The sequence below is a fragment of the Pseudomonas sp. B6001 genome (assembly GCF_013386015.1).
Lineage (GTDB): Bacteria > Pseudomonadota > Gammaproteobacteria > Pseudomonadales > Pseudomonadaceae > Aquipseudomonas.
The window spans coordinates 445,196-471,570 of record NZ_JACAOX010000017.1; the positions used below are offsets into that span (position 1 = coordinate 445,196).

The 26,375-nt window shown below is 60.2% G+C and carries 27 protein-coding genes and 4 tRNA genes; 8 read left to right on the forward strand and 23 right to left on the reverse strand.

Translation table 11 applies throughout. From position 1 onward, the window contains the following. The first annotated feature begins 92 nt into the window (after positions 1–92). The 3 genes from HX821_RS19390 (at position 93) to HX821_RS19400 (ending at position 2,344) form a co-directional block, all read left to right on the forward strand. Positions 93–722, forward strand: a complete 630-nt coding sequence (locus HX821_RS19390) for a DUF1780 domain-containing protein (protein WP_008437312.1) — start codon at positions 93–95, stop codon at positions 720–722. An 89-nt stretch (positions 723–811) separates the two neighbouring features. Then, complete coding sequence (locus HX821_RS19395; protein WP_010174986.1) at positions 812–985, forward strand: DUF3094 family protein; 174 nt, start codon at positions 812–814, stop codon at positions 983–985. Positions 986–1,045: 60 nt separating this feature from the next. Beyond that, positions 1,046–2,344, forward strand: coding sequence for an NAD(P)/FAD-dependent oxidoreductase (locus HX821_RS19400; protein ID WP_102604576.1), 1,299 nt, complete (start codon positions 1,046–1,048; stop codon positions 2,342–2,344). Between the two features lie 192 nt (positions 2,345–2,536). On the opposite strand, the gene HX821_RS19405 is transcribed toward HX821_RS19400, so the two are convergent. The 7 genes from HX821_RS19405 to rluD form a co-directional block, all read right to left on the reverse strand. Continuing rightward, positions 2,537–2,613: transfer RNA gene (locus tag HX821_RS19405), tRNA-Pro, on the reverse strand. A 94-nt stretch (positions 2,614–2,707) separates the two neighbouring features. After that, positions 2,708–2,783: transfer RNA gene (locus tag HX821_RS19410), tRNA-Lys, on the reverse strand. Between the two features lie 5 nt (positions 2,784–2,788). Then, a tRNA-Pro gene (locus tag HX821_RS19415) sits at positions 2,789–2,865 on the reverse strand. Positions 2,866–2,875: 10 nt separating this feature from the next. Beyond that, positions 2,876–2,951 (reverse strand) — tRNA-Asn (locus tag HX821_RS19420). Between the two features lie 300 nt (positions 2,952–3,251). Continuing rightward, on the reverse strand, positions 3,252–5,816 hold the full coding sequence (gene clpB, locus HX821_RS19425; protein WP_003215904.1) for an ATP-dependent chaperone ClpB: 2,565 nt from the start codon (positions 5,814–5,816) through the stop codon (positions 3,252–3,254). A gap of 151 nt (positions 5,817–5,967) precedes the next feature. Further along, positions 5,968–6,693, reverse strand: coding sequence for a peptidoglycan editing factor PgeF (gene pgeF, locus HX821_RS19430; RefSeq protein WP_008432852.1), 726 nt, complete (start codon positions 6,691–6,693; stop codon positions 5,968–5,970). Continuing rightward, positions 6,690–7,652, reverse strand: a complete 963-nt coding sequence (rluD, locus tag HX821_RS19435; protein WP_003215899.1) for a 23S rRNA pseudouridine(1911/1915/1917) synthase RluD — start codon at positions 7,650–7,652, stop codon at positions 6,690–6,692. Before rluD ends, pgeF begins: the two co-directional genes overlap by 4 nt. 149 nt (positions 7,653–7,801) lie before the next feature. On the opposite strand from rluD, the gene HX821_RS19440 reads away from it, so the two are divergent. Both HX821_RS19440 and HX821_RS19445 read left to right on the forward strand, forming a co-directional pair. Beyond that, positions 7,802–8,827 (forward strand): outer membrane protein assembly factor BamD, encoded by a 1,026-nt coding sequence (locus HX821_RS19440; RefSeq protein ID WP_177036240.1) that lies wholly within the window; start codon positions 7,802–7,804, stop codon positions 8,825–8,827. Positions 8,828–8,953: 126 nt separating this feature from the next. Beyond that, the gene (locus tag HX821_RS19445; RefSeq protein WP_003215896.1) at positions 8,954–9,187 is read left to right on the forward strand and encodes a PP0621 family protein; all 234 of its coding nucleotides are present in this window, start codon (positions 8,954–8,956) and stop codon (positions 9,185–9,187) included. On the opposite strand, the gene thiO is transcribed toward HX821_RS19445, so the two are convergent. From thiO to pilV, 5 genes are all read right to left on the reverse strand, one after another. Next, positions 9,174–10,283 (reverse strand): glycine oxidase ThiO, encoded by a 1,110-nt coding sequence (gene thiO, locus HX821_RS19450; RefSeq protein ID WP_003215894.1) that lies wholly within the window; start codon positions 10,281–10,283, stop codon positions 9,174–9,176. The two genes, HX821_RS19445 and thiO, sit on opposite strands and share 14 nt — an antisense overlap. A 62-nt stretch (positions 10,284–10,345) precedes the next feature. Then, on the reverse strand, positions 10,346–10,747 hold the full coding sequence (locus HX821_RS19455; protein WP_003215892.1) for a type IV pilin protein: 402 nt from the start codon (positions 10,745–10,747) through the stop codon (positions 10,346–10,348). A gap of 12 nt (positions 10,748–10,759) precedes the next feature. Continuing rightward, positions 10,760–11,287 (reverse strand): PilX N-terminal domain-containing pilus assembly protein, encoded by a 528-nt coding sequence (locus tag HX821_RS19460; RefSeq protein WP_087695242.1) that lies wholly within the window; start codon positions 11,285–11,287, stop codon positions 10,760–10,762. A 7-nt stretch (positions 11,288–11,294) separates the two neighbouring features. Next, complete coding sequence (locus HX821_RS19465) at positions 11,295–12,002, reverse strand: PilW family protein (protein WP_102369925.1); 708 nt, start codon at positions 12,000–12,002, stop codon at positions 11,295–11,297. After that, a complete protein-coding gene (pilV, locus tag HX821_RS19470) occupies positions 11,999–12,475 on the reverse strand; it encodes a type IV pilus modification protein PilV (protein WP_177027818.1) in 477 nt (158 codons plus the stop codon). The genes HX821_RS19465 and pilV overlap by 4 nt, the downstream gene beginning before the upstream one ends. A 218-nt stretch (positions 12,476–12,693) precedes the next feature. On the opposite strand from pilV, the gene HX821_RS19475 reads away from it, so the two are divergent. After that, on the forward strand, positions 12,694–13,275 hold the full coding sequence (locus HX821_RS19475; RefSeq protein ID WP_003215883.1) for a GspH/FimT family pseudopilin: 582 nt from the start codon (positions 12,694–12,696) through the stop codon (positions 13,273–13,275). Here the strand turns inward: HX821_RS19475 and ispH are convergent. The 6 genes from ispH to murJ form a co-directional block, all read right to left on the reverse strand. Continuing rightward, a complete protein-coding gene (gene ispH / locus HX821_RS19480; protein WP_003215881.1) occupies positions 13,229–14,176 on the reverse strand; it encodes a 4-hydroxy-3-methylbut-2-enyl diphosphate reductase in 948 nt (315 codons plus the stop codon). The genes HX821_RS19475 and ispH overlap by 47 nt on opposite strands. Before the next feature lie 116 nt (positions 14,177–14,292). Then, positions 14,293–14,730 carry an FKBP-type peptidyl-prolyl cis-trans isomerase gene (gene fkpB, locus HX821_RS19485; RefSeq protein WP_177036251.1) on the reverse strand — a complete coding sequence of 146 codons (438 nt, stop codon included), beginning with the start codon at positions 14,728–14,730 and terminating at the stop codon, positions 14,293–14,295. A gap of 7 nt (positions 14,731–14,737) precedes the next feature. After that, complete coding sequence (gene lspA, locus HX821_RS19490; RefSeq protein ID WP_003215877.1) at positions 14,738–15,247, reverse strand: signal peptidase II; 510 nt, start codon at positions 15,245–15,247, stop codon at positions 14,738–14,740. Beyond that, the gene (gene ileS / locus HX821_RS19495) at positions 15,240–18,071 is read right to left on the reverse strand and encodes an isoleucine--tRNA ligase (RefSeq protein ID WP_087695246.1); all 2,832 of its coding nucleotides are present in this window, start codon (positions 18,069–18,071) and stop codon (positions 15,240–15,242) included. Before ileS ends, lspA begins: the two co-directional genes overlap by 8 nt. Before the next feature lie 13 nt (positions 18,072–18,084). Then, positions 18,085–19,023: a bifunctional riboflavin kinase/FAD synthetase gene (ribF, locus tag HX821_RS19500; RefSeq protein ID WP_003215874.1), complete on the reverse strand. Its 939-nt coding sequence runs from the start codon at positions 19,021–19,023 to the stop codon at positions 18,085–18,087. 118 nt (positions 19,024–19,141) lie between these two features. Further along, a complete protein-coding gene (gene murJ, locus HX821_RS19505) occupies positions 19,142–20,680 on the reverse strand; it encodes a murein biosynthesis integral membrane protein MurJ (protein ID WP_003215872.1) in 1,539 nt (512 codons plus the stop codon). A 254-nt stretch (positions 20,681–20,934) separates the two neighbouring features. Between murJ and rpsT the strand changes: the two genes are divergently transcribed. Next, positions 20,935–21,213 carry a 30S ribosomal protein S20 gene (rpsT, locus tag HX821_RS19510; RefSeq protein ID WP_003215870.1) on the forward strand — a complete coding sequence of 93 codons (279 nt, stop codon included), beginning with the start codon at positions 20,935–20,937 and terminating at the stop codon, positions 21,211–21,213. A 100-nt stretch (positions 21,214–21,313) separates the two neighbouring features. On the opposite strand, the gene HX821_RS19515 is transcribed toward rpsT, so the two are convergent. From HX821_RS19515 to rplU, 5 genes are all read right to left on the reverse strand, one after another. Beyond that, positions 21,314–21,778 (reverse strand): CreA family protein, encoded by a 465-nt coding sequence (locus tag HX821_RS19515; RefSeq protein ID WP_008432835.1) that lies wholly within the window; start codon positions 21,776–21,778, stop codon positions 21,314–21,316. A 17-nt stretch (positions 21,779–21,795) separates the two neighbouring features. Then, positions 21,796–22,914 (reverse strand): glutamate 5-kinase, encoded by a 1,119-nt coding sequence (proB, locus tag HX821_RS19520; protein ID WP_177036241.1) that lies wholly within the window; start codon positions 22,912–22,914, stop codon positions 21,796–21,798. A 123-nt stretch (positions 22,915–23,037) separates the two neighbouring features. After that, entirely contained in the window at positions 23,038–24,261 is a 1,224-nt protein-coding gene (cgtA, locus tag HX821_RS19525) for an Obg family GTPase CgtA (RefSeq protein WP_003215864.1), read from the reverse strand. A 193-nt stretch (positions 24,262–24,454) separates the two neighbouring features. Then, positions 24,455–24,730, reverse strand: a complete 276-nt coding sequence (gene rpmA, locus HX821_RS19530) for a 50S ribosomal protein L27 (protein WP_003215862.1) — start codon at positions 24,728–24,730, stop codon at positions 24,455–24,457. A 34-nt stretch (positions 24,731–24,764) separates the two neighbouring features. Beyond that, on the reverse strand, positions 24,765–25,079 hold the full coding sequence (gene rplU, locus HX821_RS19535) for a 50S ribosomal protein L21 (protein WP_003176051.1): 315 nt from the start codon (positions 25,077–25,079) through the stop codon (positions 24,765–24,767). 239 nt (positions 25,080–25,318) lie between these two features. Between rplU and HX821_RS19540 the strand changes: the two genes are divergently transcribed. Continuing rightward, a complete protein-coding gene (locus HX821_RS19540; RefSeq protein WP_003215860.1) occupies positions 25,319–26,287 on the forward strand; it encodes a polyprenyl synthetase family protein in 969 nt (322 codons plus the stop codon). Positions 26,288–26,375: the final 88 nt, after the last annotated feature.

Below are 26,375 nucleotides of genomic sequence, written 5' to 3' on the forward strand. Positions count from 1 at the left end.
TCATGCCACGGGAAACTGTCGAGTGGCCAGTCTACACCGACCTTTTGACGCAGGACTTCCTGCGGTCATCATTTGGACGCTAAGCTGGTGACATGGATGACTCAGATTACTTGCGCCTGCTCACCGTAGCGGCCGAACAAGCCAACGCGTTCCTGTCCAATGCCCGCAAATGGGAGCGTGAGCGTTGGGTCTGCCAGCGCCTGTTGCAAGGCTTGAACGTGCCCTACCGCGCCGAAGAATTCCACGCCGCCGGGCAAGAGCCGCCGGACGTGCTGTTTCGCGACGCCAGTTTCGAAGTGTTTTTCGTACTCGATGAAGGCCGGCGCCTGAACGATGAATGGCGCGACGAACTGCTGCGGCGGCGCAGCGCGTTTTCCCTGAGCCAACTGGTTCGGCGAGAAGCCAAGCCCCGGCGCATTCCCGCCCACGAATTTCTGTTGCGCCTGGCGCCCACCCTGCGCAAGAAGGCCCACAACTATAAAGAGCGCGGGATGGACCTGGGGGAGCTGGACCTCATCGCCTTCGCCAGCCTCAAGCGCGAAGTACTGGACCTCAACAGTCACTTCCCTCCTCCCACCGAGTACCTGCGCCAGGGCTGGCGCTCGCTGTCCCTCGTGGGGCCGACCTTCGCCCGCGTACTGTTCGCGCACCCGGACGCGCCGGACTTCTTGCGCAACAATCTGGGGCGCAGCATAGTGTTTGATGTGGGCATCAGCCTGTGATCGGGTTGGCGACTATGCTTCAGGCAATGCCGCCAATCACCCGACTGTAACGTGGCGCCCTTCAGCAACGTCTACCTGACGAGGCCTTTATGACCAGCCGCCTGAACCCCGACGACCAACAGCATGTCGAAGAGTACCTGCAACTGTCCCAGAACCAAGTCGAGCGCAAGCCTTTCCGGCCCTGGCTGCTCCTTGCCGTGGTGCTGGTTGCAGTGATCGGCCTGGGTTTGCTGAGCCGCCTTTTGAGTTACCTGACGCTATGAGCTGCCTGGCGCTCGCTCGGGTAACTGCACCGATTTCCTTTAGCCTTGCGAGATATCCCCATGACCCATCGTATTATTATCGTCGGCGGCGGCGCCGGCGGCCTGGAGTTGGCTACCCGCCTGGGTAAGACTCTGGGCAAGCGCGGCACCGCCAGCGTCACCCTGGTGGATACCAACCTCACCCACATCTGGAAACCCTTGCTCCACGAGGTGGCAGCCGGCTCGCTGAACTCTTCGGAAGACGAACTCAATTATGTTGCCCAAGCAAAATGGAACCACTTCGAGTTCCAGCTGGGGCGCATGAGCGGGCTTGATCGCGAGCAGAAAAAAATCCAGCTGGCCGCCACCCTCGACGAGGAAGGCCGGGAACTGGTGCCCGCGCGCGTACTGGGCTACGACAGCCTGGTGATCGCCGTCGGCAGCACTACCAATGACTTCGGCACCGAAGGCGCGGCGCAACACTGCCTGTTCCTCGACACCCGCAAGCAGGCTGAGCGTTTCCACCAGCAATTGCTCAATCACTATCTGCGCGCCCATGCCGGGCAGACGGACGTGGTAGAGCAGATCAGCGTCGCCATCGTCGGCGCCGGTGCCACCGGCGTCGAGCTGGCCGCCGAGCTGCATAACGCCGCACATGAACTGGCCGCCTATGGCCTGGACAAGATCAAGCCGGAAAACATGCACATCACCCTGATCGAAGCCGGCCCACGGGTGTTGCCTGCACTGCCGGAGCGTATTGGCGGGCCCGTACATAAAACCCTGGAGAAACTCGGGGTGACCGTCCTGACCAACTCCGCCGTGAGTGAAGTGACGGCCGACGCCCTGATCACCAGCAGCGGCCAGGTAATCCCGGCCAGTCTCAAGGTATGGGCTGCCGGGATTCGTGCGCCAGGCTTCCTCAAGGACATCGACGGCCTGGAAACCAACCGTATCAACCAACTGCAAGTGCTGCCGACCCTGCAAACCACCCGCGACGAGAACATCTTCGCCTTTGGTGACTGCGCGGCCTGCCCGCAACCCGGCACCGATCGCAATGTGCCGCCACGGGCCCAGGCAGCTCACCAGCAGGCATCGTTGCTGGCCAAGTCGCTGAAACTGCGAATCGAGGGCAAGGACCTGCCGTCGTACAAGTACACCGACTACGGCTCGCTGATCTCGCTGTCGCGCTTCTCGGCGGTGGGTAACTTGATGGGCAACCTGACGGGCAGCGTGATGCTGGAAGGCTGGCTGGCGCGGATGTTCTATGTGTCGCTGTATCGCATGCACCAGATGGCGCTGTATGGCTTCTTCCGCACGGCGATGCTGATGCTGGGGAGCAAGATCGGGCGAGGGACCGAGCCGCGCCTGAAACTGCACTGACAGCACGTTCCGGGATAGGACTCGGTGAGTGTGGGAGCGGGCTTGCTCGCGAAAGCGGTGGTTCAGTGCCAGATGCACTGACTGACACACCGCTTTCGCGAGCAAGCCCGCTCCCACATTTGTTTTGTGGTGCGGACAGGATTCCGCGCACAAAAAAAATCCCCGTATCTTTCGATACGAGGATTTTTAATATGGTCGGGGTAAGGGGATTCGAACTCCTGACATCCTGCTCCCAAAGCAGGCGCGCTACCGGACTGCGCTATACCCCGGTAAAAAAAAGGCGACCTCTCAGTCGCCTTCTTCGATCAGCGCTTTTGGCCTCTGATCTTAAGATTCGATTCCAGCGTTAACTGGTCTCAAAAATGGTGGGTCGTGTGGGATTCGAACCTACGACCAATTGGTTAAAAGCCAACTGCTCTACCAACTGAGCTAACGACCCAAATATGGTCGGGGTAAGGGGATTCGAACTCCTGACATCCTGCTCCCAAAGCAGGCGCGCTACCGGACTGCGCTATACCCCGGTTTTGAAATTGGCTCCGTGACCAGGACTCGAACCTGGGACCCAATGATTAACAGTCATTTGCTCTACCGACTGAGCTATCACGGAACTACATATTTCAAAGTGTTACGTTGTTGCATGTTACCTTCTCTTCGACGCTTCCGTATCGCTACGTTAGTGTCTCTGAGGCGCGCTATTCTACAATCTTAAAAACCCCTGTCAACCCTTTAAATTGCTTTTAAGACAATGATTTGCGCTTCTTTCTGATTTCTCCTTGGGGAGAAGAAACCGTTGGGCTGACGTTGCTGCGGGGCGCACTTTACAAGCCTTTGCCTTACAGTTCAACGCCCTATCGAAAAAAAAGGCCCCGCAATGCGGGGCCTCTTCTTATAGCAGTACCGCTTGGGCTTAGTGGAAGACGATTTCGTCGTTCTCCACCGTCGCCTCGACGCTGGTGCCCGGCATAAAGCTGCCCGACAGGATCAGCTGCGCCAACGGGTTCTCGATCCAGCGCTGGATCGCACGTTTCAACGGCCGTGCGCCATAAACCGGGTCGTAACCAACCGCGATCAGCTTGTCCAACGCCTCGCGGCTCAGCACCAGGGACAACTCGCGCTCCGCCAGACGGCTGCGCAGGCGGCCCAACTGGATCTCGGTAATGCCCGCGATCTGATCCCGCGCCAGAGGCTCGAAGATCACCACTTCGTCGACCCGGTTGATGAACTCCGGCCGGAAGTGGCTGGTCAGCGCGTCCATTACGGCTGCACGCTGGGCCTCACGATCACCCACCAGCTCCTGAATCTGTACCGAGCCCAGGTTGGAGGTCATCACGATCACCGTATTGCGGAAGTCCACGGTGCGCCCGTGACTGTCCGTCAGGCGGCCATCTTCCAGCACTTGCAGCAACACGTTGAACACATCCGGGTGGGCCTTCTCGACCTCGTCCAGGAGGATCACCGAGTAAGGCTTGCGCCGTACCGCTTCGGTCAGGTAACCGCCTTCCTCGTACCCTACATAGCCTGGTGGCGCCCCGATCAGGCGAGCCACGGAATGTTTCTCCATGAACTCGGACATATCGATCCGCACCATCGCCTCTTCGGTATCAAAGAGGAATTCGGCCAGGGCCTTGCACAGCTCGGTCTTGCCCACGCCGGTCGGGCCGAGGAACATGAACGAGCCGCTCGGACGGTTCGGATCGGACAACCCCGCCCGCGAACGCCGCACCGCGTTGGACACCGCGACCACCGCCTCTTCCTGGCCGATGACGCGCTGGTGCAACAGGCTTTCCATCTTCAGCAGCTTGTCGCGCTCGCCTTCGAGCATTTTCGACACCGGGATACCGGTCCACTTCGAGACGACTTCGGCGATTTCTTCCTCGGTCACCTTACTGCGCAGCAGCTGGTTCTCAGGCTTGCCGTGCTGGTCGACCATCTGCAGGCTACGCTCCAGGTCCGGTATCACCCCGTACTGCAACTCGGCCATGCGGTTCAGGTCGCCTTTACGGCGGGCTGCTTCCAGTTCCTGACGGGACTGCTCGATCTTTTGCTGGATCTGCGCAGAACCCTGCACTTCGGCTTTTTCCGAGGTCCAGATTTCTTCGAGGTCCGAATACTCGCGTTCCAGGCGAACAATTTCTTCCTGGAGTTTTTCCAGGCGTTTCTTCGCCGGCTCGTCTTCTTCTTTCTTCAGGGCCTGGGATTCAACTTTCAGCTGAATCAGGCGCCGATCCAGACGGTCCAGCACTTCGGGCTTCGAATCGATCTCCATCCGAATGCGGCTGGCCGCTTCGTCGATCAAGTCGATGGCCTTGTCCGGCAACTGCCGATCAGTGATGTAGCGATGGCTCAGTTTCGCCGCCGCGATGATCGCACCGTCGGTGATCGCGACTTTATGGTGGACCTCATACCGCTCTTTCAAACCACGCAGGATCGCGATGGTGTCTTCTTCGCTCGGTTCTTCCACCAATACTTTCTGGAAGCGACGCTCAAGGGCCGCGTCCTTCTCGATGTACTGGCGGTATTCGTTCAGCGTGGTCGCACCCACGCAATGCAACTCGCCCCGCGCCAGTGCCGGCTTGAGCATGTTGCCCGCGTCCATCGAGCCTTCGCCTTTACCGGCGCCGACCATGGTGTGCAGTTCGTCGATAAACAGAATGATCTGCCCTTCCTGCTTCGACAGTTCGTTCAGCAGGGATTTGAGGCGCTCTTCGAACTCGCCACGGAACTTGGCGCCGGCAATCAGCGACCCCATGTCCAGGGACAGCAGGCGCTTGCCTTTAAGGCCGTCCGGCACTTCACCATTAATGATGCGCTGGGCCAGGCCTTCGGCAATCGCGGTTTTACCCACGCCAGGTTCACCGATCAGCACCGGGTTGTTCTTGGTGCGACGCTGCAGGACCTGGATGGTGCGACGAATTTCGTCGTCACGACCGATCACCGGGTCAAGCTTGCCTTCTTCGGCGCGCTTGGTCAGGTCGACGGTGTATTTGTCCAGGGCCTGGCGGGACTCCTCGTGGTTAGGGTCATTTACCGCCTCGCCGCCGCGCAGGTTGTTGATGGCGTTTTCCAGGGCTTTTTTGCTCACGCCCTGGCCCAGCAACAATTTGCCAAGTTTGCTGTTGTCGTCCATCGCGGCGAGCAGCACCACTTCACTGGAGATGAACTGGTCACCCTTTTGCTGCGCCAGTCGATCCGCCTGGTTAAGCAGACGCGCCAGATCCTGGGACATGTTCACGTCGCCAGTCGGGTTTTGGATTTTCGGCAGTTGGTCGAGCTCTTTGCTCAACTCCTTGCGCAGGCTGTTGACGTCGAAGCCCACCTGCATCAGCAAGGGTTTGATGGAACCGCCTTGCTGCTCCAGGAGCGCTTGCATCAAGTGCGCAGGCTCGATGGCCGGATGATCCAGGCCAACCGCCAGAGATTGGGCATCGGATAAAGCCAACTGCAATTTGCTGGTTAAACGATCAATACGCATTAGTCACCTTCCTTTTGAGCAGGCCGGAGCTATGAACAAACACATCCTGAATGAAGAAACCTGCCAGATACCCTTATAGATGGGGTGGATTCTGGAAGATTCAAGCGGGCGACCGCTGACTTGCGTCAGGATTGACCCAAGTCAAAGGAGTCTAGCGTTCAAGCCAGACAAGGGAGGCAAACCGACCGGTGCGCGGGCTGCGACGGTAGGAATAGAAGCGGGGATCCGTCACGGTGCACAAGCCACCACCGTACACGGCAGTGACGCCGCGGGCGGCAAGCCGCAGGCGAGCCAGTTGGTAAATGTCGGCCATGAACTTGCCCGGGTTCTGACTGGGCACGAACGCCTCAATCGTTTCCGGAAGTTGCTGCATAAAGGCTTCACGCACTTCCGGGCCGACTTCAAAGGCTTGCGGACCGATGGCCGGCCCCAGCCACACCAATACGTCGGCAGGCTCGGTATCCAGGCTTTCAACGGTCGCTTCCAATACGCCAGCGGCCAGGCCACGCCAGCCGGCATGGGCTGCCGCGACGCGGGTACCGGCGCGATTGCAAAACAAGGCAGGCAGGCAATCAGCCGTCATCGAAGTGCAGGCGATGCCCGGAGTGCTGGTCCAACTGCCATCGGCTTCGGCAGTCCGGCCGGGATCCGCCTCGACGACAACCACACCGTGAACCTGGCGCAACCAAGCGGGCTGGATATTGAAGGCAGCGCAGAGACGACGGCGATTTTCGAGCACGGCATCGAGGCTGTCCTCGACATGATCGCCGAGATTTAGGCTGTCGAACGGCGCCACGCTGACGCCGCCCGCACGGGTAGTAACGCAGGCTTTCACCCCGGCCGGCGCGGGCCAGTCAGGAATCAGCCAGTCACTCATCCGATAAACGCCTCGCGATCCTGCTTGAGCAGCGACAACAACCAGACAAAATCGTCTGGGAGTGGCGATTCCCAGCTCATCCGTTTACCGCTCGTCGGATGATCCAGCTCCAGGAAGCGTGCATGCAGCGCCTGGCGCGGGAAGGTTTTCAGCGAATCAACCATGGTTGCACTGGCCGCCGGCGGAATGCGGAAGCGCCCACCGTAGGCCGGATCTCCGACCAACGGGAAGTTGATGTGCGCCATGTGCACCCGAATCTGGTGGGTACGACCGGTTTCCAGCTTTACCCGCACGTGAGTGTGGGAGCGGAAACGCTCAAGCACGCGGTAGTGGCTGACGGCTTGCTTGCCGCCTTCCATCACCGCCATGCGCTGGCGCTGCTGGCCGTGGCGGCCGATCGGGGCATTGATTTTGCCACCGGCGGTTACCACGCCGATCACGATGCATTCGTAGATCCGGCTGACGCTGCGGCTCTGCAGTTGTGTGACCAGCTGCGTCTGCGCCTGAATGGTCTTGGCTACCACCATGAGGCCGGTGGTGTCCTTGTCCAGGCGGTGCACGATGCCGCAGCGCGGGACATTGATGATGTCCGGCACGTGGTGCAACAAGGCATTGAGCAGCGTGCCATCAGCGTGCCCGGCGGCCGGGTGAACCACCAGGCCGGCAGGTTTGTTGATCACCAGGATGTCGTCGTCTTCGTAGACGATGTCCAGTTCAATGTCCTGGGCGATCCATTCTCCCTGGGCTTCCTGCTCGGCAGTCAGCTCAAGAATCGCACCACCATGGACTATGTCTCGCGGGCGGATAACCGCTCCATCCACAGTCAGGCGGCCGTCTTTGATCCAGGCGGAAAGGCGCGAGCGCGAGTGCTCAGCGAATAATTGTGCGGCGACTTGATCGAGGCGTTGGCCGCCCAATTCGGACGGCACCTCTGCGCGAAGTTCAATTTTATCGGACATGCTCAGACTAGGCGTGGCACAGCCTTTGGTTTCGGCTGCGCGCTTGTGGTTAAATACGGCGTCTTTTGCCCCGAGGCTTTCCAAGGGGCGCTCATCATAACAGGACGGCCCCGCCCAAGACAGCGGCCGTCATAGGGACGCAAGCCGCCATGCAAGTGAAACACCTGCTGCTGATCGCCATCCTCGCCATGACTGCTGCTTGCTCGTCAACAAAGGAAGTCGTCGACGAAAACCTGAGCGAGGTCGAGCTGTACCAACAAGCTCAGACCGACCTGAACAACCACAGCTACACCAGCGCCACGACCAAGCTCAAGGCACTGGAGTCGCGGTATCCGTTCGGGCGCTACGCCGACCAGGCCCAGCTCGAGCTGATCTACGCCAACTACAAGAACGCCGAGCCGGAAGCTGCCAAGTCCGCCGCCGAGCGTTTTATCCGCCTGCACCCTCAGCACCCGAACGTGGACTACGCCTACTACCTCAAGGGCCTGACCTCGTTTGACCAGGACGTTGGCCTGCTGGCGCGCTTCCTGCCGCTGGACATGACCAAGCGTGACCCGGGCGCTGCCCGCGACTCCTACAACGAGTTCGCCCAGCTCACCAGCCGCTACCCCAACAGCCGCTACGCGCCGGACGCCAAGCAGCGCATGATCTACCTGCGCAACCTGCTGGCTTCCTACGAGATCCACGTAGCCGACTACTACCTGACCCGCCAGGCGTATGTCGCTGCCGCCAACCGTGGCCGTTACGTAGTGGAAAACTTCCAGGAAACCCCATCGGTGGGTGACGGCCTGGCCGTGATGACCGAGGCTTACCAGCGCCTGCACCTGGACGCCCTGGCGGCCACCAGCCTGGAAACCCTGAAGCTCAACTACCCGGACCACCCAAGCCTGAAGGACGGCCAGTTCGTACCGCAGGTTGCCGAAGCCGACAACCGCTCGTGGTTGAGCAAGTACACCCTGGGCCTGATCGAGTCCCGTCCACCGCTGCCGCCGGGCGAAACCCGCGCCAACCAGGACATCATCAAGCAATACCAGGACGCCAAGGATTCGATTCCATCGGACCTCAAGCCGCGTGACGAAAACGGCGACATCATCGAAGAGCAAGGGCCTCAAGCCCTGGGCAATAACGAAGATCGCTCGTGGTTCAGCTACATGACTTTCGGTATCTTTGACTGATTGTTCGCCGCGATGCAAAAAGGGAGCTCTTCGGAGCTCCCTTTTTTATTGCGCTGCATAATTGCGCTGTGCGCCCATCACGTCCTTGGCTAAACTGCGGGATTCCTTGTCGAGAAGCTGCCTACCATGGTTCGTCTACTGTTCTGGATCGCCGTTATTGCTGCCGCGGTATGGTTTTGGCGCAAATTCAAAAGTCCGGCCGCCAAACAGCAGCGGCCCAGCGAACAGGGCCCGATCCAGATGGTTCGTTGCGCCCACTGTGGCCTTCACCTGCCACAGGATCGAGCCTTGAGCCTGCGCCAGGAATGGTATTGCACCCAGGCGCATCTGGAGCAAGGGCCGAAACCTATCCAGCGTTGATTCGGCCTGCCGGCGCATACGGGGCCGGATCAATGATCGGCTCATGTCCCAGCAACAAATCGGCAAACAGTTGGCAGGACGCCGGCGCCAGCACCAGGCCGTTGCGGTAATGCCCGCAGTTGAGCCACAGCCCGTCGAAACCTGGCACCTTGCCAATATACGGAATGCCCTCCGGCGAGCCGGGCCGCAAACCGGCCCAATGCCCCACCACTTCGGCATCGGCCAGGGCCGGAATCAACTCGACGGCAGAGGCTTTCAGGCTTTCCAGTGCAGAGTCGGTGGGCGTCTTGTCGAACCCCTCGTGCTCCAGCGTGCTACCAATCAGAATGTGCCCATCCCGCCGGGGAATCGCATAACGCCCCTTGGCCAGGACCATGCACGACAAGAAGTCCGACGCACACTTGTACAAGATCATCTGCCCCTTGACCGGCTCCACGGGCAACTCAAGCCCCAGGCGGCCCAGCAACTCACCGCTCCAGGCGCCGGCGGCCAGCACTACCTGATCGCCATGGATCGGCCCGAGCGCCGTATTCACCCCAACAACCTTGCCGCCCTGCTGAATAAACCCATCAACCGCACACTGCTCGTGAATCGTCACGCCCGGCAGGGCCAACAAGGCCGCCTTGAGGGATTTGACCAACCGCGGATTACGCACATTGGCCACATCCGCCATATAGATCGCCTGGGAAAACCCGGCACCCAGCACCGGCACAGCGTCATGGGCAGCTGAAACATCCACCTTGCTCAGCGGGCGCCCTTCGCGGGCTGCCCAGGCAAGCGCCTCGGTTTCATCATCCAGGTCCAGCCAATACAGGCCGGTGGTGTGAACTTCCGGGTCAATGCCAGTAGCCGCGAACAGACGCTCTGCCAGTTGCGGGTAAAAATCCTGGGACCAGTGCGCCAGGGCCGTCACGGCCGGGCTGTAGCGCCACGGGTAGAGCGGGGAGACAATGCCGCCGCCGGCCCAGGAAGACTCCTGACCGACCGCCGAACGATCCAGCAACACAACCGCTTGCCCTTGGGTCGCCAGGTTGAACGCCGTCAACAACCCGATTACCCCACCACCCACAACCACTACTTGCTGTTGCTTAGCCATTGTTCGATCCAGCCGATAAAAAGAAAAAGGCACGCCCGGCGCCCAATCGTCCAGCTTCCTCATCATTGCCCCCAGCACGCCTTGCGCGTCATATCAGGCGCGGCTCCCGGATTGCTTCGCGCACCGGTACTGCTCAGGCTGAAGGCGGCACAGGGATCGCCCGCCATCACCGAGTCAATTGCCGGCGTGGCAAGCAGAACGAAATCCTGAGGGTTCAATGCAGGGGTGATTCTATAGCGATCATTGCCGGCGATGACGCCAGTTGCATCAATAAAAGTGCCGTTCCTCGCGTAATAACGCTCAAGGTACTGTGCCTGCTCACTCAGCAACCCGGCAATTTCCGCGCGATAGACCTTTTTCATATGGCTGAGATACCCGGGATAGGCGACGCCCGCCAGGAGTCCGACGATCGCCACGGCGATCAGTAATTCGATCAGGGTGAAGCCTGTGCAATCCTTGCCCATCGTGCTGCTCACCTATTGAAGTTGTCGCCACATGATTCGTCGAAAACGCTCGCCGGGCCCACTGCCCACACGGGCATACACAGACTCCAGGACGGAGCGTGAGTGCCCACTGACGCCCACTGATGTCACGCGATAGACCGTGGCCTGGGCCTCTGCCGGGAGCTGAGCCAAACCCGTTCCCGGCCCCAGGTTTTGAATACCGTAGACGCCATCTTTCATCCCTATCCAGGTCACAGTCGATACGGGATTCGTCCCCGGCCCCACTACCGAAACCGATTCGGCAGGTGGCGCGCACGCAGCCGTCGAGTGGCAAGGGCGCAGGGCGAAACCTGACGCCTGCACCAAAGACTCGCCAAGCCTGAGGCCGCTTTCGGCCTGCTGAAACGACTGGTTGCGCTGCCGAAGGCTGCCGGTAATTTTTTCTTGCGAGATTGCTCCCTGCATCGAAGACAATCCGAGGAGTGCCAACAGCAGCAGGAATACCAGGCTGATCAGCAAAACCATGCCTGCCTGCCTCGAACGGGAGAGGTAATAACCCATGGGCACGCTACTCCAGGCGATTACGTAGTGCCGCGACCACGCTGTAGGCCTGGTCTTTCACCAACCCATTTGGATCCTGAAGTGTCAGCAGAATCCGCACGCTGCGGATGAGCGACTCATCGCCGGGGTTGGGGTCATATCGGCTGACAACCGTTGAGCCAGGCTTGTCGGCCACGCCGAAACTGATATCGAATGCCCCCACGTTATCCACCAGCACCGCTTTGCTCGGGGCCGCCAGCGTGCTGAACTTCAACTGCCCGCCCTCAAAGGTGTAGGTCAGCTTGCGCAGAGGGAAATGGATTTGCCCGGGCGTCGCTGCCGGCGCGCTTCCAACATAGGCGTGGGCAGAACCGGTGCAATCGGAAAGCACCGTCCAGTCCGGCTTGCTGCCACCCTCCCCGACGTCGGCGGTCACCAGCGTCAGGGACCGGGAACTGCCGGTGGTACCCCATCCAATGGGACGATCAAAACCTGCGGGAGCGTTGCTGATTGATGCAGCGGACAAGCAGCCAAACATGCCCGCCTGGCGTATTTCCTGAATCAGCTTGCCAAGGGCGAACCGTGCATCATCCTGCAACAGCGAAGCCGCACTCTGGCTGGCATAAGTGGTTCGGGAGCTGAGTGCAATCTGGGTCACCCCCAGGATCAACATCAGGCCGAGGGCCAATGCCAGCAGCATCTCCACCAGGCTGAAACCGCACACTGGACCTCTCATGGCAACACCCTCGGGTCGACTGCAACCCGGCTGGTCAGGGTGAATGTTTCCCGGGTGCCTTGAGCCTTCGCTCCACGGGAGTCGTCCCAACTGATGCTGATGGTCACCTCTCGCTGATTGACCGCAACCGACCCCTTGGCGCTTTCCCCGGCGAACCCGGCGATATTCGCTTCAAAGTCGTGCAGGTCCAGATCACGCACACTCGCGACCGAGGTACTGGAGGGCGCGCGTTCACCCTGGCCCCAGGAGTAATCAGCACCCGAATTGGCACGGATCCGGTCGAGCATGTCGTAGGCAATGAAACTGGCCTGACTGGTCATCCTGGAACTGTCGGTGTATTTCAATGCATTGAGCTGAATGACTGCCGCCCCTAGCAGGCCGACAGCGAGGATCAGCACAGATACCAGGACCTCGATCAGCGTCATTCCGGCCTGGGTCGGTTGCGGGTGGGGCGTTACGGGAAAAGCGTTCATTACCATCGCCATCCATGTCGAAGGTCATCAGAAAGCAGCGCAAACCTGCTGTGCGACGCAAGACTAGCGCCGGTATTGCCTGGGCGCTGCCCCCCGGAACAAAGCGAAATACTTTGGACAGAATGGCCACCATTCGACCCGCCGGACTGGGCGCTATAACTATGTCTGCCATCCGGCACCGACTGAAAAAGCACACCGCGTCCACGGAGGGACGGCCCATGAAACAACGAGGTTTCTCGCTGATTGAACTGATACTCGGCCTGTTCCTGAGCGGCATCCTGGCCAATCTGGCAGTGCCGAGCCTCAAGGGGCTGCTCGAGTCGCAACGACGCCAGAGCGCCGCCGAATCCCTTGCCGGCGGACTGCGTTATGCCCGCACAGAAGCCATCGCACGCAATCGCACGGTGGTTATCCATGCATTGGACGATGACTGGAGCCGGGGTTGGAGGGTGATACTGGACCTGAACGGTCGCGGCCATCTGGACGACAAAAACCCGGTGCTGCTGGAGCGCCAGGACAGTGGGCAGATACCGATTGTGGGGAATACGCCGGTGAGAACCCAGATACGCTTCAGCAGCCTGGGCGAACCGCTGCTGTCAGCAGGGGCATTCAGCGCCGGCACCGTCCACGTGTGTGCGACGGACCAGCAACTGAGCCTGTATCAAATAGTGCTGGCCGCCAGCGGGCGTATCAGCCTGCGCAGTAACAAGACCGAGCAGGCTTTGTGCCGGGGCTATGCCGGTACTCCGGGCCTCAGAGCAGCGAACGAACCCGCAGCTCCTTGGGCATGGAGAAAGTGATGTTCTCTTCACGGCCAGCCAGTTCATCAGCGCCCGTGGCGCCCCAGGCCTGCAGTTGCTGAATAACGCCACGCACCAGGACTTCCGGGGCCGAGGCTCCGGCAGTGATGCCGATGCGTTCGACACCGTCGAACCAGCTGCGCTGCATGTCTTCGGCACCATCGATCAGGTAGGCCGGGGTGGCCATGCGCTCGGCCAGTTCGCGCAGGCGGTTGGAGTTGGAGCTGTTGGGGCTCCCCACCACCAGCACAACATCGCATTCGTCGGCCAATTGCTTGACCGCATCCTGGCGGTTCTGGGTGGCGTAGCAGATGTCATCCTTGCGTGGGCCGCCGATGGCCGGGAAGCGCGAGCGCAAGGCATCGATGACGCGGCTGGTGTCGTCCATGGACAAGGTGGTCTGGGTAACGAAAGCCAGCTTTTCAGGGTTGTGCACCTGCAATGCAGCGACGTCTTTTTCGTCTTCCACCAGGTAGATCGCCCCACCATTGCTGCCATCGTACTGGCCCATGGTGCCCTCGACTTCCGGGTGACCGGCGTGGCCGATCAGGATGCACTCACGACCATCACGGCTGTAGCGCGCGACCTCGATGTGCACCTTGGTCACCAGCGGGCAGGTGGCGTCGAACACTTTCAGGCCACGGCCTGCTGCTTCGGTGCGTACCGCCTGGGAAACGCCGTGGGCGCTGAAGATGACGATAACGTCGTCCGGCACCTGGTCCAGTTCTTCAACGAAGATGGCCCCGCGGCTGCGCAGGTCTTCGACCACAAACTTGTTGTGGACGACTTCATGGCGCACGTAAATCGGCGGCCCGAAAACTTCCAGGGCGCGGTTGACGATTTCAATCGCCCGGTCCACGCCGGCGCAGAAGCCACGGGGGTTGGCGAGTTTGATTTGCATGCTGTGCCTCGTGTCTTGCCCTGTAGGATCGAGCTTGTGTGGCGAGGGCGCTTGCTCCCGCTGGGCTGCGAAGCAGCCCCAACAAGCTCGCCCCTGCAGTAGGCCGATTTCGTTAGTTACAGCGCTTTAACGTCGATGATTTCAACATCAAAGGTCAAGGTTTTCCCGGCCAACGGGTGGTTGAAGTCGATGGTCACTTGCGCGTCATCAAAGGCCTTCACCACACCCGGCAGTTCAGTATTCGCCGCATCGTTGAAGATCACCAGCAAGCCTTCCGACAGCTCCATGTCCTGGAACTGCGAACGCGGGATGATCTGCACGTTTTGCGGGTTGGGCTGGCCAAAGGCGTTTTCCGGCAGGATCTGCAGGTTGCGCTTGTCGCCGGCCTTGAAACCGAACAGTGCCGCTTCAAAACCCGGCAGCAGGTTGCCGTCGCCGACCTTGAAGGTCGCCGGGGTCTTGTCGAACGTGCTGTCGACCGTGTCGCCATTCTCCAGGCGCAATGCGAAATGCAAGGTGACTTCCGTGTTCTGGCCAATGCGTTGCTCAGCCAATACCTGTTCAGTCATGAACGGTCTCTCCGGTTTTCTTGCTTTTGAACATATCCAACGCCAGCATGATTGCACCGACGGTGATCGCGCTGTCGGCAAAGTTGAACGCCGGGAAGTACCAGCGGTTCTGCCAATGCACCAGAATAAAGTCGATCACATGGCCCAGGGCAATGCGGTCGTACAGGTTGCCCAATGCGCCACCCAGCACCAGCGCCAACGCAACGGCCAGCCAGGTGTCGTTACGCCCCAGGCGCTTGAGCCAGACTACCAGCACGGCACTGACCACCACGGCAATCAGGGCAAACAGCCAGCGCTGCCAGCCGGAGCTGTCAGCCAGGAAGCTGAACGCAGCGCCGGTGTTGTAGGCCAGGGTCCAACTGAAGTAGTCGGGAATCACCACGATCTGCTGGTACATCTCCAGGGCGCCTTCGAAGTGAGCCTTGCTGAGCTGGTCAATGACCAGCACCAGCACGCTCAACACGAGCAAGCCCAGGCGTCCAAAACGACTGGCTTCAGGCATAGTGACGAACCTCGCCAGCGCCAGAGATGTTGTCGACACAGCGACCGCAGATTTCCGGATGCTCGGGGTTCACGCCGACATCTTCACGGCAGTGCCAGCAACGGGCGCACTTGGCGAAGGAGGACTTGACCACCTTGAGCTTGAGACCCGGGACTTCGGTCGCGACGGCATCTGCAGGCGCCTGGGCAAACGGCGCCAGGCTGGCGGTCGAGGTGATCAGGACGAAGCGCAGTTCGTTGCTCAGCTTGGCCAGGTCAGCGGTCAGGCCTTCTTCGGCAAACAGCGTAACTTCGGCCTGCAGGTTGCCGCCAACGGCCTTCGCCGCGCGCTGCACTTCCAGCTCCTTGTTCACGGCAACCTTGACGGCCATTACGCCTTCCCAGTACTCGCGGCCCAGCTCGAAGTCGGCCGGCAATTCGGTCAGGCCTTCGTACCAGGTGTTGAGCATCACGGACTCGTTCCGCTCGCCCGGCAGGTATTCCCACAGTTCGTCGGCGGTGAATGCCAGGATCGGGGCGATCCAGCGCACCAGCGCTTCAGAGATGTGGTACAGCGCGGTCTGCGCCGAACGGCGGGCCTTGCTGTTGGCGCCGGTGGTGTACTGGCGGTCCTTGATGATGTCGAGGTAGAAACCACCCAGCTCCTGCACGCAGAAGTTGTGGATCTTCGAGTAGACGTTCCAGAAGCGGTATTCGCCGTAGTGCTCTTGCAGCTCGCGCTGCAGCAACAGGGTACGGTCCACGGCCCAACGGTCCAGGGCGAGCATTTCCTCGGCCGGCAGGATGTCGGTGGCCGGGTTGAAACCGGTCAGGTTCGACAGCATGAAGCGTGCGGTATTACGGATCCGGCGGTAGGCATCGGCGCTGCGCTGCAGGATCTGCTCGGAAACGGCCATCTCGCCCGAATAATCGGTAGAGGCGACCCACAGGCGCATGATGTCGGCGCCCAGGGTGTCGTTGACCTTTTGCGGCGCGATCACGTTGCCCAGGGACTTGGACATCTTGCGACCGTTCTCGTCGACGGTGAAACCGTGGGTCAGCAGCTCGCGGTACGGGGCGTGATCGTCGATCGCGCAACCGGTCAGCAACGAGGAGTGGAACCAGCCACGGTGTTGGTCCGAACCTTCCAGGTACAGGTCGGCACGCGGGCCGGTCTCGTGGCCCATCGGGTGCGAGCCGCGCAGTACGTGCCAGTGGGTGGTACCCGAGTCGAACCAGACGTCGAGGGTGTCGCTGATCTTGTCGTACAGCGGTGCTTCGTCGCCCAGCAGCTCGGCGGCGTCCAGCTTGAACCAGGCTTCGATGCCCTCTTGTTCAACGCGCTGGGCAACCTCTTCCATCAGCTCGACGGTACGTGGGTGCAACTCGCCGCTTTCCTTGTTCAGGAAGAACGGGATCGGCACGCCCCAGTTGCGCTGGCGGGAGATGCACCAGTCCGGACGGTTGGCGATCATCGAGTGCAGGCGCGCCTGGCCCCAGGCCGGAACGAACTTGGTGTCTTCGATCGCCTTGATCGCACGCTTGCGCAGGGTTTCGCCGCGGGTAGGCTCCTTGTCCATGCCGATAAACCACTGCGCAGTGGCGCGGTAGATCAGCGGGGTCTTGTGACGCCAGCAGTGCATATAGCTGTGGGTGATGGTTTCGGTGTGCAGCAGCGCACCGACTTCCGCCAACTTGTCGACGATCGCCGGGTTGGCCTTGAAGATGAACTGGCCACCGAAGAATTCCAGGGACGGCACGTACACGCCGTTGCTTTGCACGGGATTGATGATGTCGTCGTTGACCAGGCCGTACTGCTTGCAGATCACGAAGTCGTCTACGCCATAGGCAGGCGAGCAGTGAACCACGCCAGTGCCGGCGCCCAGCTCAACGTACTCGGCCAGGTAGATTGGCGACAGGCGGTCGTAGAACGGGTGACGGAAGTTGATCAGTTCCAGCGCGGACCCGGTAGTGGTCGCGATCACCGAGCCTTGCAGGTTGTAGCGGGCCAGGCACGCCTCCACCAGCTCTTCAGCCAGCACCAGCAGTTTGTCACCGACGTCCACCAGGGCGTAGGTGAATTCCGGGTGCACGTTCAGCGCCTGGTTGGCCGGGATGGTCCACGGGGTGGTGGTCCAGATCACGATGGAGGCTGGCTTGGCCAGGCTCGCCAGACCGAAGGCTTGCGCCAGTTTGGCTTCGTCGGCGATCGGGAAGGCCACGTCGATGGTCGAGGACTTCTTGTCTTCGTACTCGACTTCGGCTTCAGCCAGGGCCGAGCCGCAATCGAAGCACCAGTTCACGGGCTTGAGGCCCTTGAACACGAAACCGCCCTTGACGATTTCGGCCAAGGCACGGATTTCACCGGCCTCGTTCTTGAAGTTCATGGTCTTGTACGGGTTGGCCCAGTCGCCCAACACCCCCAGGCGGATGAATTCGGACTTCTGCCCTTCGATCTGCTCGGTGGCGTAGGCACGGCACAGTTCGCGGGTTTTATCCGCGCCCAGGTTCTTGCCGTAGGTCACTTCGACCTTGTGTTCAATCGGCAGGCCGTGGCAGTCCCAGCCCGGGACATAAGGCGCGTCGAAACCCGAAAGGGTTTTCGAGCGGATGATCATGTCCTTGAGAATCTTGTTCAGCGCATGACCGATGTGAATCGTGCCGTTGGCATAAGGAGGGCCGTCGTGCAGGACGAATTTCGGACGATCCTTGCCAATCTCGCGCAACTTTCCGTACAGGCCAATACTGTCCCAGCGCTGCAGGATCTGCGGTTCGCGCTGTGGCAGGCCGGCCTTCATTGGGAAGGCGGTGTCCGGAAGGTTTAGCGTGGCTTTATAGTCGGTCATTTAAGGCTCTTCATTAGCGATGGGCGCTAGGTGCGGCTAGTGCACGGGCGGCGGCGACATCCGCATTGATCGCCGTTTTCAACGCCTCCAGGGAGGCGAAACGCTGCTCTTCACGCAGCTTTTGGTGGAAAGCCACCGTCAAACGCCGGTCATACAAATCACCGGCAAAATCCAAAAGGTGAACTTCCAGGTGGGCTTTGCCATCACCTGCAACCGTGGGCCTGACGCCTATGTTGGCGACTCCGGGCCACGATTGGCCGTCGATGTCGACACTCACCAGGTAAACCCCGGTCAGTGGCACACGACGGCGCTTGAGCTGCACGTTGGCGGTTGGCGTGCCCAGTTGGCGCGCCAGCTTCTGGCCGTGCAGCACCCGCCCGGCAATCCGGAACGGGCGACCGAGCAAACGCTCGGCCAAGGCGAAGTCGGCAGCGGCCAGGGCGTTACGCACCTGGGTACTGCTCACGCGCAGGCCGTCCAGTTCGACGGTTTGCGCGGCTTCGACGGTAAAACCCTGGGTGACGCCGGCCTGCTGCAGGAAATCGAAATCCCCTACCCGGTCGCAACCGAAACGGAAGTCGTCGCCGACCTCCAGATGCTGCACGCCAAGGCCGTCCACCAGGATACGGTCGACGAACTCGGCGGCGCTGAGGCTGCGCAAGCGCTGGTTGAAAGCCAGGCAGAGGACGCGGTCCACACCTTCTTCAGCCAGCAGTTGCAGCTTGTCCCGCAGGCGGGCCAGACGCGCCGGCGCCGTCTGCGGGGTAAAGAATTCGCGCGGCTGTGGTTCAAAAATCACCACGCAGCTGGGCACGCCCAACTCAACCGCACGCTCACGCAGGCGGGCCAGGATAGCCTGGTGGCCACGGTGAACACCGTCAAAGTTGCCAATAGTGGCGACGCAGCCCCGATGCTGGGGGCGCAGGTTGTGGAGACCTCGAACCAGCTGCATAACGCGCTTCTTGCTCATAAAGTGGTCGATTATAACCACACCCGGCCCCGGACGACAGGCAACAGCGCAGGCCATTTGCGCGAATCGATAAAACAACCGTCTTATCGACGAAAAGTCTCTAGCTCAGCGACTTGCGATTGAAATCCCGCAAGCGGAAGCCCATCAGCAGCAACATGCCGAAGTACACCAGCACACCAGCCGCCACCAACGCTCCCAGGCGCATGAAGCGCTCGAGCATATGGCCCTGCTCCCAGGCCGGCATGAAGTGCATCAGGCCCAGCAGTACCGCGGCCATCGTCCCCACCGCCACCACCAACTTGAGCGCAAACAAGCCCCAGCCCGCCTGAGGCTGGAACATTTTCTGTTTACGCAGCTGATAAAACAGCAGCCCGGCGTTGATGCAGGCCCCCACACTGATCGCCAGCGCCAGCCCGGCATGCTTCAGCGGACCGATGAACGCCAGGTTGAGCAGTTGGGTAACCACCAGGGTGAAGATCGCGATCTTTACCGGGGTACGGATGTTTTGTTGAGCATAAAAGCCGGGAGCCAGCACCTTGATCACGATAATGCCCAGCAGCCCAACGGAATAGGCGATCAGCGCACGCTGGGTCATCGAGGCGTCAAACGCAGTGAACTGGCCGTACTGGAACAGCGCGACCGTCAGTGGCTCGGCGAGCAACCCCAGGGCCACGGCACACGGCAGCACCAGCACGAAGCACAGGCGCAGGCCCCAGTCGAGAATCCGCGAATATTCGTGGCGGTCTTTGCTGGCATAGGTACGCGACAGCGTTGGCAGCAGGATGGTGCCGAGTGCCACGCCGAGCACGCCGGACGGCAATTCCATCAGACGGTCGGCGTAGTACATCCACGACACCGAACCCGAGACCAGCAGCGAGGCGAAGGCGGTGTTGATGATCAGGGAAATCTGGCTGACGGAAACCCCGAGGATGGCCGGCAGCATGTTGCGCATCACCCGCCAGACGCCGGTGTCCTTGAGATTCAAACGCGGCAGCACGAGCATGCCGATTTTCTTCAGGTGCGGCAGCTGGTACAGCAGTTGTGCCAGGCCACCAGCCAGGACCGCCCAGCCGAGGGCCATCACAGGCGGATCGAAATACGGTGTCAGGAACAGCGCAAAAATAATCATGCTGACGTTAAGCAGGGTCGGCACGAAGGCCGGCACCGAGAAACGGTTCCAGGTATTGAGGATCGCCCCGGCCAGGGACGACAGGGAAATCAGCAATATATAAGGAAAGGTCACCCGCAACAGATCAGTGGTCAGGGCGAATTTTTCCGGTGTATTGGCAAAACCGGGGGCCGTGGCCCAGATCACCCAGGGCGCGGCGAGCATCCCGGCGATCGTCACCAGCGTCAGCACCAACGTCAGCAAACCCGAAACATAGGCAATGAAGGTGCGGGTCGCCTCCTCGCCTTGCTGGGCCTTGTACTCCGCCAGAATCGGCACGAATGCCTGGGAAAAAGCCCCCTCGGCGAAGATCCGCCGCAGCAGGTTGGGCAGTTTAAAGGCAATGAAGAAGGCATCCGTGGCCATGCTGGCGCCAAAAATACGTGCCAGCAGCGTGTCACGCACAAACCCCAGAACCCGGGAAATCATAGTGATAGAGCTGACAGCGGCCAACGATTTGAGCAGATTCATTGAAAGAGTTTTTGCCTATAGATAAAGAGCAGGCGAACAAACGGCCCACATATGCGATACTCCGCGCCTGCAACAAGCACAGAGCCAAAGCTCGCGAGTTTACAGGTCAAGCGCCGGAAATAAATCACCCGCCTCTTAAGATCGACCACTCAGCAGTTCGCATCACACGCCCTTGACAAGACTTCAACTCATCGGCATGATTCGCGGCCTATTTTGTTTGCTATTTCCTAAAAAGTCTTTCGAGGAGCTCGACGGTGGCCAACACACCTTCCGCCAAAAAACGTGCAAAACAGGCTGAGAAGCGTCGCAGCCACAACGCCAGCCTGCGTTCCATGGTTCGTACCTACATCAAGAATGTAGTTAAAGCCATTGACGCAAAAGACGCTGAAAAAGCTCAAGCTGCTTACGTTCTGGCTGTGCCAGTTATCGACCGTATGGCCGATAAAGGCATCATCCACAAGAACAAAGCTGCTCGCCATAAAGGTCGTCTGAATGGCCACATCAAGGCTCTGAACCTTGCTGCTGCAGCCTAAGCGATAAGCTTGTTAAAAAACCGACCCCAGGGTCGGTTTTTTATTGCCTGCGATTTGGGAAAGCCAAAAAAAGAGCCGGCATGCCGGCTCTGCTTCAGATTTATTGCGCTGTGGGCCACGGCAGGATCGGAATCGCCGTCACCGCATTCTGCGGGCTGCCTTCGATCAAGCGGTCGCTGTAGACCAGATACACCAGGGTATTGCGCTTCTTGTCGAGGAAACGCACCACCTGCATGGTCTTGAAGACCAGGGACGTGCGCTCCTTGAACACCTCATCCCCATCCTTCAGCTCGCCCTTGAAGCGAATCGCGCCCACCTGGCGACAGGCAATCGACGCCTCGGCGCGATCCTCCGCCAGACCCAACCCACCCTTTACCCCGCCCGTCTTGGCGCGAGACAGGTAGCAGGTCACGCCATCCACCTTCGGGTCGTCAAAGGCCTCGACCACGATCCGGTCATTGGGGCCGACAAACTTGAACACCGTCGACACCTGGCCAATCTCTTCGGCCGACGCCAGCAACGGCATCGCCAGCAGCAAACCGAGCAATCCCTTCATTACGCGCATCGAGACTTCCTTTTTACTTAAACCAGAATCAGGTTATCCCGGTGAACCAGCTCCGGCTCAGCCATGTAACCCAACAGACCGACAATCGCCTCAGACGACTGCCCGATGATTTTCTGCGCCTCAAGGGCGCTGTAGTTGGCAAGGCCACGGGCAATCTCACGACCGTCCGGCGCCACACACACCACCATTTCGCCACGGCGGAAGCTGCCCTGGACCAGTTTTACACCCACCGGCAGCAAGCTTTTGTTGCCTTGGGACAACGCTGAAACCGCACCAGCATCCAACACCAGGGTACCGCGCGTCTGAAGATGCCCCGCCAGCCACTGCTTGCGCGCCGCCAGCATGCCACGCTCAGGCGACAGCAGCGTACCGATGCGCTCGCCCGCCTTGAGGCGATCCAGCACCCGCTCAATCCGACCGCCAACGATGATGGTATGTGCGCCGGAACGCGCCGCCAGACGTGCCGCACGCAGCTTGGTCTGCATGCCGCCACGCCCCAGGGCACCGCCGACACTGCCAGCCACCGCATCCAGCGCCGGATCATCGGCACGCGCTTCGTAAATCAGCTGAGCCTCAGGGTTATTGCGCGGGTCAGCGTCGAACATGCCGTCGCGATCCGTGAGGATCACCAGCAAATCAGCCTCAACCAGGTTGGCCACCAGCGCTGCCAGGGTGTCGTTGTCACCGAAGCGAATCTCGTCGGTCACCACGGTGTCATTCTCGTTGATCACCGGGATCACCTTGAGTTCAACCAGGGCGCGCAGGGTGCTGCGGGCATTCAGGTAGCGCTTGCGGTCGGACAAGTCGTCATGGGTCAGCAGAATCTGCGCCGTGTGGCGCCCGTGCTCGGCAAAGCTGGACTCCCAGGCCTGTACCAGGCCCATCTGACCAATCGCGGCGGCAGCCTGCAGCTCATGCATCGCGCTGGGTCGCGCGGTCCAGCCGAGGCGGCTCATGCCGGCGGCAACCGCCCCGGACGACACCAACACCAACTCGACGCCGGCCTCATGCAAGGCCACCATCTGGCCCACCCAGACACTCATGGCCGCACGATCCAGCCCCTTGCCATCCGCCGTCAGCAGCGCGCTACCGATCTTAACGACCCAACGCTGCGCACCTGTCACCTTGCTCCGCATCATCTTCAACCTTAGATAGAGGGCCGCGCGACCCAGCGCCGCCCATAACGTTATTCGTGACTACCGATTTCCAGATACCAAAACGCCGCTCGATTGAGCGGCGCTTAAGTTTACTGCAACGAATCAGTCGCGCACGTAAATGATTTCCGGACCATCTTCATCATCCACGTCTTCCTCGTCCCAATCATCGTCACCGATATCATGGACCGACTTGACGCCACTGCGACGCAGGGCACGCTGATCATCCAGCGCCTGCAACTGGGCACGAGCCTCGTCTTCGATGCGCTGATCCAGTTCAGCCAGCTCGGCCTTGTAGACAGGGTCGGCGGCCAGGCGATCGGCACGGTCTTCGAGGTAACGCATGATGTCGCGAGTCAGGCGCTCAGTGCCTTCTTTGGCAATGGCCGAGATCACGTAGACCGGACCGGTCCATTCCAGGCGATCAACGATCTCCTTGACGCGCTCTTCGTGCTCTTCCTCGAGGATCTGGTCGCACTTGTTCAGCACCAACCAGCGATCACGCTCAGCCAGGGACGGGCTGAACTTGGTCAGCTCGCTGACGATCACTTCAGCAGCGTCCGGTGCACTGGTGTCATCCAGCGGCGCCATGTCGACGAGGTGCAGCAGCAAACGGGTGCGGGACAAGTGCTTGAGGAAACGGATCCCCAGGCCTGCGCCGTCGGAAGCGCCTTCGATCAGGCCCGGAATGTCCGCAACCACGAAGCTTTTCCAGCGGTCGACGCTGACCACACCCAGGTTCGGCACCAGGGTAGTGAACGGGTAATCGGCGACTTTCGGCTTGGCAGCAGACACCGAGCGAATGAACGTACTTTTGCCGGCGTTCGGCAGACCCAGCAGGCCCACGTCAGCCAGCACCTTCATTTCCAGCTTCAGGTCACGCTGCTCGCCTGGCTTGCCCGGCGTGGTCTGGCGTGGCGCACGGTTGGTACTGGACTTGAAACGGGTGTTGCCCAGACCGTGCCAGCCGCCATGAGCCACCAGCAGGCGCTGACCGGCTTTGGTCAGGTCACCAATGACTTCCTGGGTTGCGGAGTCGATCACGGTGGTACCAACCGGAACCCGCAGCACCAACTCTTCGCCTTTTTTACCGGTGCAGTCAGTGCTGCCGCCGTTGGAGCCACGCTCGGCATCAAAGTGCCGGGTGTAACGGTAGTCCACCAGGGTGTTGAGGTTTTCGTCGGCGATCATGTAGACCGAGCCGCCATCACCACCATCACCACCGTTAGGACCACCGTTTTCGATGAATTTTTCCCGACGGAAACTCATGCAACCGTTACCGCCGTCGCCAGCTTTTACTCGGATCGAAACTTCATCAACGAACTTCATAACAAAACGCCTCTCGCCACACGGACGAGCTTAAGAAACCAAGACATAAGACTCTTGCAAAAATGAGCGCAGCGACCTCAAGCAACGACCGCAAATCCACTGCTTTCGCCCATCACAAACAGCTTTGCAAGAGACTCACCCCACAAACGAAAAAGCCCCGTCGCGAGACAGGGCTTTTCCAGCAACTACGTAATTATGCCGCGACGACTTCAGTCTTCGGGACAATGCTCACGTAACGGCGGTTGAAAGCGCCTTTTACTTCAAACTTGATCACGCCGTCGATTTTAGCGAACAGAGTGTGATCTTTACCCATGCCAACACCGTAACCGGCGTGGAATTGGGTGCCGCGCTGACGCACGATGATGTTGCCCGGAATGATAACCTGGCCGCCATACATCTTCACGCCAAGGCGTTTGGCTTCTGAGTCGCGACCGTTACGGGTACTACCACCAGCTTTTTTGTGTGCCATGAGTCAATTCTCCTAGTGAGGAATTAGGCTGAAATTAAGCCTGAATACCGGTGATTTTGATCTCGGTGTACCACTGGCGGTGGCCCATACGCTTCATGTGGTGCTTACGACGACGGAACTTGATGATGCGGACTTTATCGTGACGACCTTGGGAGATCACTTCAGCCACAACGGTAGCGCCTGCAACAACTGGAGCGCCGATGTTCACGTCATCGCCATTGGCGACCAACAGAACGCGATCAAAAGTAACGGATTCGCCAGTAGCGATTTCCAGCTTCTCGATCTTCAGGTATTCACCTGGGGCGACCTTGTATTGCTTGCCACCAGTAACAATTACTGCGTACGACATGGTATTTCTCCGATAATCCTGCTCACCCAGCGCTTTATAAGAAGAGGTATTGGCTGGCATGGCTGCATGGGATGGACGTCCCGAATGCAATTGCGTAAGGCAGGTGCTGCCCAGGAAGTTCAGGGTGCGCGATTGTACGCAAGCTATGGAGGTGTTGCAAGTAGCCGTCTATCGCGCCTTGACACTACGGGACGCGGGTCCTAGCATGCCGCGCAACCCTTCTGGAGCGACTGTCGCTGATGCAACCCCAAGCTTTCTACCGCGCGGTGGCGGACGATTTTAGCGCCGTCGACGGCATCATCAAGAAGCAGCTGACTTCTAAAGTGCCGCTGGTCTCCAAAATTGGCGACTACATTACGTCGGCCGGCGGTAAACGCCTGCGTCCTTTATTAGTGTTGCTGTGTGGCAAGGCCCTGGGCCGCGAAGGCGATGACCTGCGCCTGCTGGCCGCGACCATCGAGTTCCTGCACACCGCCACCCTGCTGCACGACGACGTGGTCGACATGTCCGGCATGCGCCGTGGTCGCGAGACGGCCAACGCGATGTGGGGCAATGCGCCGAGCGTGCTGGTGGGCGACTTCCTGTACTCGCGCTCGTTCGAAATGATGGTCGAGCTGGGCTCGATGCCGGTGATGAAGATTCTTTCACAGGCCACGCGCATCATCGCCGAAGGCGAAGTGTTGCAGCTGTCGAAGGTTCGCGACGCCAGCACCACCGAAGAAACCTACATGGAAGTGATTCGCGGCAAAACCGCGATGCTCTTCGAAGCCTCGACCCATAGCGCCGCCGCCCTGTGCGAAGCGACGCCCGAGCAGAGCGAAGCCCTGCGCACGTTCGGCGATCACCTGGGCGTGGCCTTCCAGCTCGTGGACGACCTGCTGGACTATCGCGGCGACGCCGAAACCCTGGGCAAGAACGTCGGTGACGACCTGGCCGAGGGCAAGCCGACCTTGCCACTGATCTACACCATGCGCGAAGGCACGCCGGAACAGGCCGCCCTGGTGCGCAAGGCGATCCAGAAAGGCGGGATCGAAGACCTGGAAAGCATCCGCGAAGCCGTGGAAGCCTCGGGTTCCCTCGAATACACGGCGCAACTGGCCCGTGACTACGTGGCTCGCGCGATCCAATGCCTGGAAGCCCTTCCAGCCAGCGAATACCGGGACGCCCTGGTTGAGCTGAGTGAGTTCGCGGTCGCCCGTACTCACTGATTCTGCTCTGCTCCATGCAGGAGCTGGCTTGCCTGCGATTGCATCACTGCGGTGTAACAGACAAACCGAGGTGCCTGCATCGCAGGCA